Source organism: Neorhizobium sp. PAMB6716, assembly GCF_058242805.1.
In genome coordinates, this window is the sequence record NZ_CM177835.1 from 1,496,211 (window position 1) to 1,511,687 (window position 15,477).

At 60.0% G+C, this 15,477-nt stretch carries 16 protein-coding genes; 12 read left to right on the forward strand and 4 right to left on the reverse strand.

The genetic code is table 11. The features are described from left to right. Window positions 1-77: 77 nt before the first annotated feature. The 7 genes from AC4CWH_RS07175 to AC4CWH_RS07205 all read left to right on the forward strand — a co-directional run bounded on the left by AC4CWH_RS07175 (window position 78) and on the right by AC4CWH_RS07205 (window position 8,129). The gene (locus AC4CWH_RS07175) at window positions 78-2,348 is read left to right on the forward strand and encodes a sensor histidine kinase NtrY-like (protein ID WP_491281456.1); all 2,271 of its coding nucleotides are present in this window, start codon (window positions 78-80) and stop codon (window positions 2,346-2,348) included. Further along, complete coding sequence (gene ntrX, locus AC4CWH_RS07180) at window positions 2,338-3,702, forward strand: nitrogen assimilation response regulator NtrX (RefSeq protein WP_491320993.1); 1,365 nt, start codon at window positions 2,338-2,340, stop codon at window positions 3,700-3,702. The genes AC4CWH_RS07175 and ntrX overlap by 11 nt, the downstream gene beginning before the upstream one ends. Window positions 3,703-3,753: 51 nt before the next feature. After that, on the forward strand, window positions 3,754-5,130 hold the full coding sequence (trkA, locus tag AC4CWH_RS07185; RefSeq protein WP_491281458.1) for a Trk system potassium transporter TrkA: 1,377 nt from the start codon (window positions 3,754-3,756) through the stop codon (window positions 5,128-5,130). Between the two features lie 336 nt (window positions 5,131-5,466). Continuing rightward, complete coding sequence (hfq, locus tag AC4CWH_RS07190; RefSeq protein ID WP_056335505.1) at window positions 5,467-5,709, forward strand: RNA chaperone Hfq; 243 nt, start codon at window positions 5,467-5,469, stop codon at window positions 5,707-5,709. 351 nt (window positions 5,710-6,060) lie between these two features. Continuing rightward, entirely contained in the window at window positions 6,061-7,401 is a 1,341-nt protein-coding gene (hflX, locus tag AC4CWH_RS07195; RefSeq protein WP_491321377.1) for a GTPase HflX, read from the forward strand. Between the two features lie 132 nt (window positions 7,402-7,533). Continuing rightward, on the forward strand, window positions 7,534-7,824 hold the full coding sequence (locus AC4CWH_RS07200) for a ribbon-helix-helix domain-containing protein (protein ID WP_491320994.1): 291 nt from the start codon (window positions 7,534-7,536) through the stop codon (window positions 7,822-7,824). 20 nt (window positions 7,825-7,844) lie between these two features. Next, window positions 7,845-8,129: a type II toxin-antitoxin system RelE/ParE family toxin gene (locus tag AC4CWH_RS07205; RefSeq protein ID WP_491320995.1), complete on the forward strand. Its 285-nt coding sequence runs from the start codon at window positions 7,845-7,847 to the stop codon at window positions 8,127-8,129. 48 nt (window positions 8,130-8,177) lie between these two features. Here AC4CWH_RS07205 and mazG read toward each other — a convergent pair whose 3' ends face one another. Together mazG and AC4CWH_RS07215 are read right to left on the reverse strand one after the other, a co-directional pair. Next, a complete protein-coding gene (gene mazG, locus AC4CWH_RS07210; RefSeq protein ID WP_491320996.1) occupies window positions 8,178-8,999 on the reverse strand; it encodes a nucleoside triphosphate pyrophosphohydrolase in 822 nt (273 codons plus the stop codon). Between the two features lie 39 nt (window positions 9,000-9,038). Beyond that, complete coding sequence (locus AC4CWH_RS07215; RefSeq protein WP_491320997.1) at window positions 9,039-9,626, reverse strand: deaminase; 588 nt, start codon at window positions 9,624-9,626, stop codon at window positions 9,039-9,041. Between the two features lie 297 nt (window positions 9,627-9,923). On the opposite strand from AC4CWH_RS07215, the gene AC4CWH_RS07220 reads away from it, so the two are divergent. The 4 genes from AC4CWH_RS07220 to AC4CWH_RS07235 all read left to right on the forward strand — a co-directional run bounded on the left by AC4CWH_RS07220 (window position 9,924) and on the right by AC4CWH_RS07235 (window position 13,433). Continuing rightward, a complete protein-coding gene (locus AC4CWH_RS07220) occupies window positions 9,924-10,238 on the forward strand; it encodes a DUF2849 domain-containing protein (RefSeq protein ID WP_491281463.1) in 315 nt (104 codons plus the stop codon). 7 nt (window positions 10,239-10,245) lie between these two features. Beyond that, window positions 10,246-11,916 (forward strand): nitrite/sulfite reductase, encoded by a 1,671-nt coding sequence (locus AC4CWH_RS07225; protein ID WP_491320998.1) that lies wholly within the window; start codon window positions 10,246-10,248, stop codon window positions 11,914-11,916. A gap of 20 nt (window positions 11,917-11,936) precedes the next feature. Then, the gene (locus AC4CWH_RS07230; RefSeq protein ID WP_491320999.1) at window positions 11,937-12,440 is read left to right on the forward strand and encodes a DUF934 domain-containing protein; all 504 of its coding nucleotides are present in this window, start codon (window positions 11,937-11,939) and stop codon (window positions 12,438-12,440) included. Between the two features lie 168 nt (window positions 12,441-12,608). After that, window positions 12,609-13,433 (forward strand): ferredoxin--NADP reductase, encoded by an 825-nt coding sequence (locus AC4CWH_RS07235; protein ID WP_491321378.1) that lies wholly within the window; start codon window positions 12,609-12,611, stop codon window positions 13,431-13,433. 106 nt (window positions 13,434-13,539) lie between these two features. Here the strand turns inward: AC4CWH_RS07235 and AC4CWH_RS07240 are convergent, their stop codons facing one another. Both AC4CWH_RS07240 and AC4CWH_RS07245 read right to left on the reverse strand, forming a co-directional pair. Beyond that, complete coding sequence (locus tag AC4CWH_RS07240; RefSeq protein WP_491321000.1) at window positions 13,540-14,058, reverse strand: M15 family metallopeptidase domain-containing protein; 519 nt, start codon at window positions 14,056-14,058, stop codon at window positions 13,540-13,542. A gap of 223 nt (window positions 14,059-14,281) precedes the next feature. Next, window positions 14,282-14,710 carry a plastocyanin/azurin family copper-binding protein gene (locus AC4CWH_RS07245; protein ID WP_491321001.1) on the reverse strand — a complete coding sequence of 143 codons (429 nt, stop codon included), beginning with the start codon at window positions 14,708-14,710 and terminating at the stop codon, window positions 14,282-14,284. A 222-nt stretch (window positions 14,711-14,932) separates the two neighbouring features. Between AC4CWH_RS07245 and AC4CWH_RS07250 the strand changes: the two genes are divergently transcribed. Further along, entirely contained in the window at window positions 14,933-15,409 is a 477-nt protein-coding gene (locus AC4CWH_RS07250) for a BA14K family protein (RefSeq protein ID WP_491321002.1), read from the forward strand. Window positions 15,410-15,477: the final 68 nt, after the last annotated feature.

The window sequence follows — 15,477 nt, forward strand, 5'->3', positions numbered from 1 at the left end:
ATCTGTTCGCCGTCGCGGAGACCTTGGGTCACATGCATGCGCCTCGCGTTCCCGCGAGGTTAGAAGTGGATTTCGGAATGACAGATGGCTTGGCAACCGACGCCGGAGACGATCCGGCGACGTTGGTGCAGGACCGCAGGGCCTCGTTTGCGCTGCCCGGCCTGCTGCTGGCTGGCGGTGCGCTGTCCTGTGCGATGTTCACCCTGTTCGTGCTGCTTGGACTGACGCCGATTGCGCCGACGACCAATGTCGTTATTGCCTCTGCCGTTCTCAACGCATTGTTCGTGCTCGGCCTGATGTATCTGATTGCCCGTGAGGTCGGCCGGCTTTTGAAGGCCCGGCGGCGGGGCAGGGCGGCCGCAAGGCTGCATGTGCGCATCGTCGTGCTGTTCTCCTTTGTGGCGATCACACCTGCCGTTCTTGTCGCGATCTTTGCCAGCATCACGCTGAATGTCGGGCTCGACCGCTGGTTTTCGCTGCGCACGCAGTCGATCGTGCAGTCGTCACTCGATGTCGCCCAGGCCTATATGCTGGAAAACGCCAGCTATCTGCAGGGCCAGACCGTCTCGATGGCCAATGATCTCGAGCGCAACCGCGCCATGTTTTATCTCGACCGCACCGGTTTCGTCGATCTGATGACGCGCCAGGCGCGCGGGCGCGGCCTGCTCGGTGCCTTCCTGGTGCGCGAGGACGGCACGGCAATCGCCCAGGCCGATATCAAGACGGAACGGCCGCTGCCGGCCATCCCGAAGGATGCCCTGGCAAGCTCGGCGGCCGGCCAGCCGACGCTCATTCCGCCCGGCGTCACAAACCTCGTCGGCGCCATCATCCGGCTCGATGCGATCTCCGGCGCCTTCCTCTATACGATCCGCGCGGTCGATCCGAAGGTCATGGCCGCCATGCGGCTGATGGAGGATAACCGCGCCGAATACCAGTCGATGGAAGCAGGCCGCATGAGCCTGCAGGTGGCCTTTGCGGTTCTTTACCTCGGCTTTGCGCTGATCGTGCTTCTCGCGGCCATCTGGACGGCCATTGCCGTTGCCGACCGCATCGTGCGGCCGATCCGCCTGCTGATCAGCGCCGCCGACAGCGTCGCGACCGGCAATTTGAGCGTCGTCGTGCCGGTGCGCTCCGCCGACGGCGACGTTGGCAACCTGTCGCGGACCTTCAACAAGATGATTTCGCAGATCCGAAGTCAGCGCGACGAAATTCTGGTGGCCAAGGACGAGGTGGACGACCGCCGACGGTTCATCGAGGCCGTGCTTTCCGGCGTCACGGCGGCCGTGATCGGCGTCGAGGACGACAATCGCATCACCATCGTCAATCCGTCTGCCGAAGACGTTCTGGCGCTTCCGGCAGCGGAACTTCTGGGCCAGCCGCTGTCGGACGTGGCACCGGAGATCGATCAGGTGCTGAAGGAGGCCACGGGGCGGGCGCGCGCAGACTTCCGCAAGGAGGTCTACCTGATGCGCGGCGGCAAGGAGCGCACGCTTTCTGTCCAGGTGACGCGCGAGGAGCAGCGCAATTCCGCCGAATCCTACGTGATCACCCTCGACGACATCACCGATCTGGTGATTGCGCAGCGCTCCACCGCCTGGGCCGATGTCGCCCGCCGCATCGCCCATGAGATCAAGAACCCGCTGACGCCCATCCAGCTCTCGGCCGAGCGCCTGAAGCGCCGCTACGGCAAGCAGATCGACGAGAGCGACCGGGCCGTGTTTGACCAGTGCACCGACACGATCGTACGCCAGGTCGGGGATATCGGCCGTATGGTGGACGAGTTTTCCGCCTTTGCACGGATGCCAAAACCCGCCAAGGAACGTGCCGATCTTCGCGACATCGTGCGCGACGCGATCTTTCTGCGCGAAATGGGCACGAGCCATGTCAGGTTCCAGCGGGAACTGGGCGACGCGCCACTCGAAGGCCTGTTTGATGCGCGCATGCTGGGACAGGCCTTTGGCAATCTCATCAAGAACGCTGTCGAATCGATTGAAGCCGTGCCAAGCGAGGAAGAACGCGACGGTCGCCGCGTGCTGGTGCGCGCCGCCTTCGATGCCAGCCGCGATGAATTCAAGGTGGATGTGATCGACAATGGCAAGGGGCTTCCGGTGGAAAACCGTCACCGGATCCTGGAACCCTATATGACGATGCGCGAAAAAGGCACCGGCCTTGGGCTCGCGATCGTCAAGAAAATCATCGAGGAACATGGCGGGCAGCTCGAATTGCACGATGCGCCGGCCGATTTCGATCATGGCAAAGGCGCCATGATCCGGGTGATCCTGCCGCATCCGCAGGCGGCAGCAGCCCCCGAAACAGACAATGAAAAGGAAGTGTCCTATGGCGTCTGATATTCTGGTCGTGGATGACGAAGCCGACATCCGTGATATCGTGTCCGGTATTCTCTCCGACGAAGGCCATGAAACGCGCGTTGCCCATGACAGCGACAGCGCGCTGGCTGCCATCTCCGATCGCGTTCCCCGCCTCGTCTTCCTCGACATCTGGATGCAGGGCAGCAAACTGGACGGACTGGCCTTGCTGGACGAGGTAAAGGCACGCCATCCGGACCTGCCGGTGGTGATGATTTCCGGCCACGGCAATGTCGAGACAGCGGTTTCCGCCATCAAGCGCGGCGCTTTCGATTTTATCGAAAAGCCGTTCAAGGCAGACCGGCTGATCCTGATTGCCGAGCGGGCGCTGGAAAACTCAAAACTGCGCCGCGAGGTGACGGAACTGAAGAAGCGCACCGGCGACGCCGGAGAACTGGTCGGCACCTCCGTTGCAATCTCGCAGCTGCGCCAGACCATCGAGAAGGTTTCGCCGACCAACAGCCGCATCATGATCCTCGGCCCTTCCGGTTCCGGCAAGGAACTGGTGGCCCGCATGATCCACCGTCGCTCGTCGCGTGCCGCCGGGCCCTTCGTGGCGCTGAATGCCGCAACGATCACGCCCGAGCGCATGGAAATGGCGCTGTTCGGATCTGAAGGCGGGCCTGGCCAGCCGCGCAAGATCGGCGCGCTGGAAGAGGCCCATCGCGGCATTCTCTACCTCGACGAAGTGGGAGAAATGCCGCGCGAGACGCAAAACAAGATCCTGCGCGTGCTGGTCGACCAACAGTTCGAGCGCGTCGGCGGCAACAAGCGGGTCAAGGTCGATGTGCGCATCATCTCCTCCACCGCCTACAATCTCGAAAGCCTGATCGGTGAGGGAATATTCCGCGAGGATCTGTATCACCGGCTTGCTGTCGTTCCGGTCAAGGTGCCGGCCCTTGCCGAGCGTCGCGAGGATATTCCCTTCCTTGTCGATGGATTCATGCGCCAGATTTCCGAACAGGCCGGCATTCGTCCGCGCAAGATCGGTGACGACGCCATGGCGGTGCTGCAGGCGCATGACTGGCCGGGCAATCTGCGCCAGTTGCGCAACAATATCGAGCGGCTGATGATTCTGGCCCGCACCGATGGGCCCGACACGCCGATTTCCGCCGATATGCTGCCGACCGATCTCGGCGACATGCTGCCGAAGATGTCCGGCAAGGGCGATCACCACATCATGACACTGCCGCTTCGCGAAGCACGCGAAATGTTCGAGCGCGATTATCTGGTGGCGCAGATCAACCGGTTCGGCGGCAATATTTCCCGCACCGCTGAATTCGTCGGCATGGAACGCTCGGCGCTCCATCGCAAGTTGAAATCACTTGGCGTTTGATGTGCTATTGCGACTGAAAGTCGCCGTCGCGCCGGGGTTTGAGGGGACGTCATGAAGGTAATCATTTGCGGCGCGGGCCAGGTTGGCTACGGCATCGCGGAACGGCTGTCGCAAGAGGATAACGAAGTGTCCGTCATCGACACTTCGGCAACGCTGATCAATGCGATTACCGAGACGCTGGATGTGCGCGGTTATGTCGGCCACGGCGCCCATCCGGACGTCCTGGCCAAGGCCGGCGCCGAGCAGGCGGACATGATCATCGCTGTCACCCTCTATGACGAAGTAAATATCGTGGCCTGCGAAGTGGCGCATGCCCTGTTCAGCGTACCGACGAAAATCGCCCGCATCCGCGCTCAAAGTTATCTCCTGCCGGAATATGCCGATCTGTTCAGCAGCAAGAACATGTCGATCGACGTGACGATTTCGCCGGAAATCGAAGTGGGCAAGATGGTGCTGCGGCGCATCTCGTTTCCGGGAGCCACCGACGTTGCGCGGTTCGCCGAAGACCATATCGCCATGGTTGCCATCGAATGTATGGAAGACTGCCCGGTCATCAGCACGCCGCTCGAACAGTTGAGCCAACTGTTTCCCGATCTTGTCGCCACCGTCGTCGGCATCCACCGCCAGGGCCGGCTGTTCGTTCCCCGCTCGGCCGACCAGCTGCAGGCGGGCGATCTCGCCTATGTCATCTGCCAGCGCGACCACACGCGGCGCACGCTCGGCCTGTTCGGCCACGAAGAAAAGGAAGCCGGCCGCATCATTATCGCCGGTGGCGGAAATATCGGCCAATATGTTGCCCGCCGCATTGAGGAAATGCAGCCGAAGACACGCATCAAGATCATCGAGAGCGACCGGGACCGCGCCGTTGCCGTCTCCGAGCACCTGCGCCACACGATCGTGCTGCATGGCTCGGCACTCGACCAGAACATTCTCCAGCAGGCCGATATCCAGGATGCCGATCTGATCGTAACGCTCACCAACAGCGACCAGGTCAACATCCTAAGCGCCGTGATGGCCAAGGCGCTGGGCTGCAAATCCAATCTCGTGCTGGTCAACTCGTCGTCTCTCGGCGATGTCAGTGCTTCCCTCAATATCGATTCGCTGATCAATCCGCGCGCCGTGACCATTTCCCGTGTTCTCCAGCACGTGCGAAAGGGACGTATCCGCTCCGTTTATGCGGTGCAGAACGGTGCAGCCGAGGTGATCGAGGCCGAAGCCTTGGAAACCTCGCCGCTCGTTGGCCGCCCCTTCCGCGATCTCGACCTGCCGGCGGGCATCCGTATCGGTGCGATCATGCGCAACGGCACGGTGCTTCGCCCGAGCGGCGACACCCGCATCCGCGCCAGGGATCGCGTGGTGCTGTTTGCAACCTCAAAGGCCGTGAAGGATGTCGAGCAACTGTTTCGCGTGTCGATCCAGTATTTTTAAAAATGACACCAAAATTTGCCGCACGCCAAGACGGTTGCGATTCGCATGACTAGGCTGCCGTGACGCGCGCACCTCCAGCCCCGTGTTTCTTCGCAGGCGCAATCCAGGTGAGGGCATCTGCTTATGCCCTCCTCAAAGGGCTTTGAGCGCGCTGTATTAGGGGTTGTGGCGGCGTTTTTCCATCTCACCGCCGTCGTGTATTCGGCGTTGCGGAAAAGACGGCGATTTGATAACCAATCATGCGGATTGCGGAGGCAGGAGAGGGTTTGCCACTGTTTTCTCACGCGTGATCAATATCCCGGCGCTCAAGCCGGCAAGAAAGAAAGAAGCGGCGCTATGGCGGAACGTTCTCAAAATCTTCAGGATCTGTTTCTCAACACGGTCCGGAAGCAGAAAATCTCTCTCACTATCTTTCTTATCAACGGCGTCAAGTTGACGGGCGTTGTGACGTCCTTCGACAATTTCTGCGTGTTGCTGCGCCGGGACGGGCATTCGCAGCTCGTCTACAAGCATGCAATTTCGACCATCATGCCGGGCCAGCCGATGCAGATGTTCGAAAGCGAAGAGAGCGCTGCCTGAACATACCCCCAGAGGCAATTTCCATGATTGCCGGTTGAATTGCAGTTCCGCTCGCCCCATCTGTGGCACGAGTGGGCTGCGATGGCATTGATGTTTGCCCGTGCCTTACCCTTTTGTGCCAAGGCGTCATCGGTTGAATGGCGGGAAGCCTTCAGGGAGCCTATGCGCGCCTTGAACGGTGCCCGCATCCTTGAAAAGCACGTAACGACGCTGCAGGGTCCCACACCGCTCAATTCGGCATTTAAAAATGCAGCGCGTGCTGCCTGTCACTGAAGGACGATCACCATTACCACGACGCGCGATACATCCAACGAATCCCTCGTGCCGGAAATGGAAAAGCGGCGCGATGATATGCGCGCCGTCGTGCTGGTGCCGGTTCTGAAACAGAACAAGGGCGCGCGCGCACTGCCGGGCGATGCATCCGGCTTTGCGCCTCGGCGCACCGACGAGAGCCGGCTGGAAGAAGCCATCGGCCTTGCCCGCGCGATCGATCTGACGATTGTGCAAGGGCTGATTATTCCAGTCGCCCAGCCGCGTCCGGCAACCCTGATCGGTACGGGCAAAATCGAGGAAATCGGCGCACTTCTGGATGAACACGATGCCGGCTTGGTCATCGTCGACCATCCGCTGACGCCCGTGCAGCAGCGCAATCTCGAAAAACACTGGAACGCCAAGGTCATCGACCGCACCGGTCTGATCCTTGAAATTTTCGGCCGCCGCGCCTCCACCAAGGAGGGCACGCTGCAGGTGGATCTGGCGCATCTCAATTACCAGAAGGGCCGTCTGGTTCGCAGCTGGACCCACCTTGAGCGTCAGCGCGGTGGCGCAGGCTTCATGGGTGGCCCGGGTGAAACCCAGATCGAGGCCGACCGGCGCATGCTGCAGGACCGCATCGTCAAGCTCGAGAAGGAGCTGGAGCAGGTGGTGCGCACCCGCCAGCTGCACCGCGCCAAGCGCCGCAAAGTGCCGCATCCGATCGTGGCGCTTGTCGGTTATACCAATGCCGGCAAGTCGACGCTGTTCAACCGCATCACCGGCGCCGGTGTTCTCGCCGAAGACATGCTGTTTGCCACGCTCGACCCGACGCTCCGCCGCATGAAGCTGCCGCATGGCCGCACCGTCATCCTCTCCGACACCGTTGGCTTCATCTCCGACCTGCCGACCCATCTGGTCGCCGCCTTCCGGGCGACACTGGAAGAAGTGCTGGAAGCCGATCTAGTTCTTCACGTGCGCGACATGTCCGACCCTGACAATGGCGCGCAGGCCGGTGACGTGCTGCGTATTCTCGCCGACCTCGGCATCGATGAGAAGGAGCGGGACGCCCGCATCATCGAGGTGTGGAACAAGGTCGACCGACTTGAGCCGGAAGCTCATGACGCCATAACCGAAAAGGCTGCCGGGCGCGAAAACGTCATGGCAGTCTCGGCCGTCACCGGCGAGGGCGTCGATGCTCTCATGGACGAGATTTCGCACCGCCTCTCCGGCGTGCTGACCGAGGTGACGATCGTCGTTCCGCCGCAAAAGCTGTCGTTGGTCTCCTGGGTCTACGATAATGCGCTGGTCGATGGTCGCGACGACCGCGAAGACGGCTCGGTTGCCTTCGATCTCCGGCTTTCGGGAGAGCAGGCCCAGGCACTGGAGCGCAAGCTCGGTGTGCTGATGGCGCCGGAGAAGGAAGAGTGGGAGCGGTAGGACCAGGTTCGCCAGTTTCTCGCCTGAGGGTCGGCCTGATGACACACGGACAGCGGTTTGCCGGCCTACCGAAAATCTTGCCTATTTCACGGCAATATGGTGTCATATTCCCTTGAGAAGAGGACGGCTCCTATGAAAGCGAACCACGCCTTGACCATTACACTGCCGCCGGATCTGGCCGAGATGGTGGACTTGAAGGTGAGGTCCGGAGAGTACGCTTCTGAACAAGAGGTCATCAACGAAGGCCTTCGGTCGCTTGCGACCGAGAGCGCCGGGCTGGAGGACTGGATCAATGAGACAGTCCTTCCAACGGTCGATCGTCTCGATGCAAATCCATCCCGCGCAGTTGATGACGCGCAAGCATGGCGCCAGATAGAGGCACATATAGATGCGCGCCGCGGTTCCTCACACTCAGCCAAGTGACACATCAGGCGACACACCGTGTGAAATTTGCGCCGGAAGCCATCGCAGACTTCCAGGACCTCTATGATTATCTGTTGCCATGCGCCGGTGACGCTGACGCAACGCGATACGTCGCAGAAATCTATGCCTATTGCCTCGGGTTCGCGACCTTCCCGGAACGAGGCCGAGAGCGCACAGAGCGAAAAGGGCTTCGCACCGTGGGCTATCGTCGACAGGCCACGATTGCCTTTCAAGTGCGCGACGGCACGGTGACAATCATCCGACTGTTTCATCGTGGCCGAAAGATCGATCTTCCAGAAACATGATGCCTGCAGGCCCGGTGTCCCGAAGTATTACCCGTGCCTTCGCGGCCTTCACTCCCCAGCCTTTGCCGCCTGCCACAAGGCCTCCATCTCCTCCAACGTTGCATCTTCCAGCGTCACACCCAGTTCCTGAAGTGAACTTTCGATATAGCTGAAGCGCCTGCGGAATTTGGTGTTGGTGCCGCGCAGGGCCTGTTCCGGATCGGCCTTGACGTGACGACCGATATTGACGAGGGCAAAGATGAGATCGCCGAGTTCGTCCTTCACCTTGTGCGGCTTGCCACTCTTCAGCGCCTCGCGCAACTCGCCAATTTCCTCCTCGATCTTGTCGAGGATCGGTTCGGCTTCGGACCAGTCGAAACCGACTTTTGCGGCACGCTCCTGAAGTTTCAACGCTTCGGTCAATGCCGGCTGGCTGCGCTGGACGCTGCCGAGAAAACCTGCCTTGGCATCGTCCGTCACGCCGCGCCGGGCGCGACGGTCTGCTCGTTCACGCTTTTCCGCCGCCTTGATCTCATCCCACTGCACTTTGACCGCATCCGGTGTCGCGACATCGGAGCGGGCAAAGACATGTGGATGGCGGCGGATCATCTTGGTCATCACCGCCTCCACCACATCACCGAATTCAAACTCGCCGGCCTCGGACGCCATCTGCGCGTGAAACACCACCTGGAACAGCAGGTCGCCCAGTTCGTCCTTCAGGTCCTCCATGTCATCGCGTTCGATGGCGTCTGCCACCTCATAGGCTTCCTCGATCGTATAGGGCTTGATCGTCTCGAATGTCTGCTCGACATCCCAGGGGCAGCCGGTCTGGCGATCGCGAAGCGCGGACATGAGGTCGATCAGGCGCGAAATGTCGCGTGAGGGCTGCATGGGGAAAGGCATCCTGTGTACTGTCTGAAATAGGTGGCGTCAGTTGAGCGGTATGCTGTTGCCGCTCTTGCTCTCTTGGTAGATCTCGGAGAGTTCGTCATAGCGGGCCTTCAGGGCCGCCACTTTGTCACGCATACGCTCCCGGTCCTCACCGTCGGCGCTTTCCACCAGATCCGAAATGGCAAAGGCATTCCAGAAGGTGTTTTTTCGACGATAACCGCCCGGTTCCAGGTCAAACACTTCCTTGAGGATCTTCAGGTCGTGCGGAATGGCAAAGGCATCGCGCGAATCCTCGTGGCTGAAGAAATAATAGAAATTATCAAATCCAGCCCAGGTGATCGCCGACATGCACATGGTGCAGGGTTCATGGGTGGAGAGAAAGATCAGGTCGCGCGTATCCGGCTTTTCACCCATCTCGTAAAAGCGCTTCAGCGTATGGACTTCCCCGTGCCAGAGCGGGTTTTCCAACTCGTTATTGGTCTCGGCAATCACCAGTGACAGATCGGATTTGCGCAGGATGGCCGCGCCAAACAGCTTGTTGCCGGTTTCGACCCCCTTGGCGGTCAGCGGGATAATGTCATTCTCGATGACATCGAGAAGGCGCGAGGCGAGGGGATGTCCGGTCACGGATGCTGGTCCTTCATGAGTGGAGCGCAAGAGATGGGTTATCTTAAACCGGCGAGGCAGATGCGGGCAAAGCCTTTTCAACGTCTTGCTGCATTGCAGTGTGGATCGTGGCTGTGGACGCACTACAGGCTTATTTTTCCCCGTTACGGTCAATGCCGGAACAGAAATACTCCACCGGCAGCGGTTGCGGATTTGCGTTTCTTCTAACCCCATATGCGCTCTGTCATAATACAGGCACACGCATTAGAGAACCGGTCCGTCCGTCACGGGGCCCGGCATGACGATGGGAATGGAGACATGACAGACAAGGTGTTGACCGCCAATCGCCTGACCGATGGCATTGCCGTGTGGCTGGATGCAGGCGGCGCCTGGAACGAGCGCCTGCAGGATGCGCTTGTTGCCCGCCACGCGGAGGCCGTTACCTCGCTCGAAGCCATCGGCAAGCGTGACTTTTCGGCCAACCTCGTCGTCGACGTCAATATCGTCGAAGTGGAAGAGGTGAACGGCACGCTTCGCCCGCTTCGCCTGCGCGAGCGTATCCGCGCCGCCGGCCCCACCATGGACTATGCCGCCGGCTTTGCCCCTGCCGATCCGGCCTTTATCGCAGCCTGAGGATATCATGTATCGTTACGACGAGTTCGACCACGCCTTTGTATCGTCCCGCGTGGAACAGTTCCGCGACCAGTTGACGCGCCGCCTGTCCGGCGAGCTGGCCGAGGATGCCTTCAAGCCGCTGCGCCTGATGAACGGCGTTTATCTGCAGTTGCATGCCTACATGCTGCGGGTTGCCATTCCCTATGGCACGCTGAACGGTCGCCAGATGCGGATGCTCGCCCATATCGCGCGCAAATATGACCGTGGCTACGGCCATTTCACCACGCGCCAGAACATCCAGTACAACTGGCCAAAGCTGTCGGATACGCCTGACATCCTTGCCGAACTTGCATCCGTCGAAATGCACGCGCTGCAGACGTCAGGCAATTGCATTCGCAACGTCACGGCCGATCATTTTGCAGGCGCCGCCGCAGACGAAGTGGCCGATCCGCGCCCCTACGCGGAAATCCTGCGCCAGTGGTCGTCTGTCCATCCGGAATTTTCCTACCTGCCGCGCAAGTTCAAGATTGCGGTGACCGGTGCCGAGCGCGACCGTGCCGCCATCCAGGTTCACGACATCGGCCTGCACCTCAAAAAGAACGAGGACGGCAAGACCGGTTTTGCAGTTTATGTCGGCGGCGGGCAGGGCCGCACACCGATGGTGGCAAAGAAAATCCGCGATTTTCTGCCGGAAGAGGATCTTCTGTCCTACACGACGGCGATCATGCGCGTATACAACCTGCACGGCCGGCGCGACAACAAATACAAGGCGCGCATCAAGATCCTCGTTCACGAGACGGGTGCCGAAGAACTGGCGCGTCAGGTGGACGAGGAATTTGCCCATCTGCAGGGCACCGAACTGAAACTGCCGGAGGCCGACATTCAGGCGATTACCACCTATTTTGCACCGCCGCCGCTCGGTGAACGGTCCGAAGGCTGGGCGCAACTTGCCGGCTGGAAAAAGGCAGACGCCAATTTCGCCCGCTGGGTGGATCAGAACGTGCAGCCGCACAAGCACCCCGATTACGGCATGGTGACGATCTCGCTGAAGCCGATCGGCGGCATTCCCGGTGACGCGACCGACGTGCAGATGGAGGCGATTGCCGATATCGCCGAGGACTATGCCTTCGACGAAATCCGCATCAGCCACGAGCAGAACGTCATCCTGCCGCATGTGGCGCTGGCCGATCTCGAACCCGTCTACCGGGCGCTGGTGGCGCAGGGGCTGGCGACCGCCAATGCCGGCCTGATCACCGACATGATCGTCTGTCCCGGCTTGGACTATTGCGCGCTCGCCAATGCGCGCTCCATCCCGGTGGCGCAGGCCATTTCCACCCGCTTCGGCTCGGCCGAGCGGCAGGCGGAAATCGGCGAACTGAAGATCAAGATATCCGGCTGCATCAATGCCTGCGGCCACCACCATGTCGGCCACATCGGGCTTCTCGGTGTCGAGAAGAAGGGTGCCGAACTGTACCAGATCACGCTTGGCGGGTCCGGCGATGAACACACCTCGATTGGCGAGATCATCGGGCGCGGTTTTGAGCCGGACAAGGTGACGGACGCGGTCGAAAAGATCGTCGACACCTATCTCGGGCTCCGCCTGTCCAAGGACGAAATTTTTCTCGATGCCTATCGTCGCGTCGGGCCGCAGCCGTTCAAGGACGCGCTCTATGGCCAGACGGCAGCAGCGGCATGACGGGCGAGGGGAAGACACTGATGACACGCATCTGGAAAGAAACCGGCTTTGTCGAAAACGATCCTTGGATCATCGAAACCGACGAGGTGAAGGCGGAAGGTGACCAGCGGCCTCTGTTGTCGCTCGACCGGCTGATCGAAGAGGCCGATACCAGCAACGAAGTCGGCTTCGGCGTTCTGATCAAGCCCGCCGACGACGTGCGGCGGCTAGAACCTTATCTTTATCGGCTGGAATTGGTGGCGGTCGAATTTCCGGCGTTCAGCGATGGCCGTGGCTTCAGCCATGCCTCACTGCTGCGTGAACGGCTGGCCTACAAGAATGAGTTGCGGGCCGTGGGCGACGTGCTGATCGACCATGTGCCGCTGATGCTGCGCTGCGGCTTCGACAGCTTTTCCGTCACCAACGCCACGGCCCTGAAGCGGCTCGGCGAAAACCGCCTGCCGGGCATTGACGTGCATTACCAGCCAACGGCGCGCACGGCAAAGGCCGACGAAGCCTATAGCTGGCGCCGCCGCTCCGCCTGATGGTGGCACCCCATCTGCGGTAAAACCGCGGATGGGTATAAAGCTGACTTTGCCGCACATATTTTTCACCCCAGGCGCGGCATATGAACGCGCATCTCTTCAAATGCGCCAAGGCATGGTATATTTCGCGTCTGCGAGATGAAACGACAACAGGACGAGACGACCGGTATGAATGCTCCCGCCAAGACCGAAGAGTTTGCCGCAAAGCCAGAGATCAAGATCCCCGACGGCGTTTATGCCGAAACGGTTCTGGCGGTAGAGCATTATACCGACCATCTGTTCCGCTTTCGCATGACGCGCCCGGCCGGTTATCGCTTCCGCTCCGGCGAATTTGCCATGATCGGCCTGATGGTCGGTGAAAAGCCGATCTACCGTGCCTATTCGATCGCAAGTCCGTCCTGGGACGAGGAACTGGAATTCTTTTCGATCAAGGTACCGGATGGGCCGCTGACCTCGCATCTGCAGAAGATCAAGCCGGGCGACACCGTGCTGATGCGCAAGAAGCCGACGGGTACGCTGGTTCTGGATGCGCTTACCCCCGGCAAGCGGCTCTACATGTTTTCGACCGGCACCGGCATCGCGCCCTTTGCCAGCCTCATCCGCGATCCCGAAACCTATGAAAAGTTCGAGGAAGTCATCCTCACCCATACCTGCCGCGAAATCGCCGAGCTGAAATACGGTTTTGATCTCATGGAAGAGATCCGCAACCACGAATTTCTGGCGGAAATCGTCGGCACCAAGCTGAAGCATTATCCGACGGTGACGCGCGAAGCTTATCCGTATCAGGGCCGTATCACCGACCTCATGGAAAGCGGCAAGCTCTACACCGATCTTGGCGTACCACCGCTTGACCCCGCCATCGACCGCGGCATGATTTGCGGCTCGACGGCCATGCTGAAGGACACCAAGGACCTGCTGGAAAAGGCAGGGCTGACCGAAGGCGCCAATAACAAGCCAGCCGAATTCGTCATCGAACGGGCGTTTGTCGGCTGATTTTTCAGAACACCTCAGCCGTTAGGCTTCGCTTAGAGCGAAACACTTAAGCCGGCAGGCGATGCGGCGGGCCGGCAGGCGCTGACGCCTGTCTGCTATCCCGCCGTCAGCGCCACATGTTGAACTCCACGAAGGATTGGCGGTTACGCCCGTCCAGCTGGTAGTGATGGGCGTCTATGGACACTTTCTTGCCCGCCTGGCGACGCCGTGCCGTATAGGCGATCACCTCGTCTTCCAGATCTGCCGCATTCCCGGGAAGCTGGGTCAATGTGCGGTCCCACACGCCACCCCAGACAAGCGGCACTCCGAGTTCCTGGCTGGCGTGATGCATGGCGGCAGCGACATGGTAGAGGGGTATGCGTTCGAAGCGAACCTTGCCGTTGATAAAGGGGGCGAGGTCGACGGCGTGGGCAAACCCCGTATCCGTCTGTCTGAGATGCAGGCTGGTCAGGGTTTGGGCAACGCCGCACCTGACATATTCCTTCTGCTCTTCCAGTGTTCGTAATCCGTCATGGACGCGAAATTCGATGACGCAGATCTCCATAGCCCGCTCTACAACGGATACGAGCCTGGGGTGGACGTCAGTCAATGCCTGGGTAATATCCTGATGCCGTGAAATCCGCATGTAAATCTCCAAAGCGAGATCATGTCATAATCTTGCTATAGGAAATCCGCCATGGATATTATCAGAAAAATACTGACAAAAAGCAACCCTGGGTATTTATCTTATTATGATAAAATAATAACTTAAGGCCTTTTTTGCCGATATGGACTCGTATGACGTGTATTTTGCCGACAAGAAGATGTGCATCATATTCTAAATTATCGACGCCAGTATACATAAAATATTATTGTGTAACGGTGAGCTTTGCTTTCATTCCGGCTTCATAATGTCCCTTGATATTGCAGAGGAGAAGGTAGTTTCCGGCCGCGAGCTTCACCTTCAGCTGTCCATCCTTGCCGGCCTTCAGATCGGCGACTTCGCCGAGGCTCTTCAGCTTGGTTTCATCGACACGGTGCTTGGCAGCGTTAACAGGGACGGTCTCGTCAGCCGACTTGAGCTTGACGAGAACCATTTCGTGTTCTTCGCTCATCGCGTCGTTGTGAACCATGAACGTCACCTCGCCAGCCGGAACGGTGGTGTGGTCGAGGCTGATGGTCATTGGGCCGCCGGCTTCGCCATCCTCCTTGACCATGATGGTGCTGGCGGCAAAGGCCTCTGTGGAAAGGGTGAGCGAGAGGGCAACAAGTGTCGAAAGGCGCAGGGAAAGGGCCATGAGGGTTCTCCGTGGGTTGACCATGCGCATCGGATAGGGCGCGAAACTGACAGGACCCTGAAGGCCGAAATCGCTTGCGGCAGATGGCATATATTGCTCTGCCCCGCTTAGCCGGCGATACCGGCCGAAAGCAGGCCTGATGCCCCTGCGGTAAAGACGCCCGGGAACCTTAAGCGGCGGCGTGCGTTAACCGGCACCTCTGGATATGTTTGGACGAACGTGATGAATAAACTGATGATTGCCGTCGTATCGCTGGCAACAGCCCTGACCAGCCTGCCGGCCATGGCCGCGCCCACATTCGTGGCGCGCCCGATGGGTCAGATGACGACATCCGCGCCTGAAGCGACAGTGCAGACCGTTGGGTGCAACAATATGACCAACTGCCCGGAGCTTAACCCGCGATGGGGCAATGGGTCCGGTCGCTGGGATCGTGACCGCGGCCACCGTTGGGATCGCCGGGATTATCGCAGCGACCGCCGCGACTACCGTGATCGCGACCGCCGTCACCATAACAATGCCGGCGCCATCATCGGTGGTCTGGCCGCAGGTGCAGTCATCGGTGGCATCATCGCGTCGCAACAGGGCAACCGCACCGTCAGCGGCTCGCACGAACAATACTGCGCCAGCAAATACCGCTCGTACCGCGCCTATGACAACACCTACCAGCCGCTGAGCGGCCCACGTCAGCAGTGCCGTTAATCACATCCAACCTTTGGCTGACATGCAAAAATCCCCGGTGTGGAGCCGGGGATTTTTTTATGCGCGTT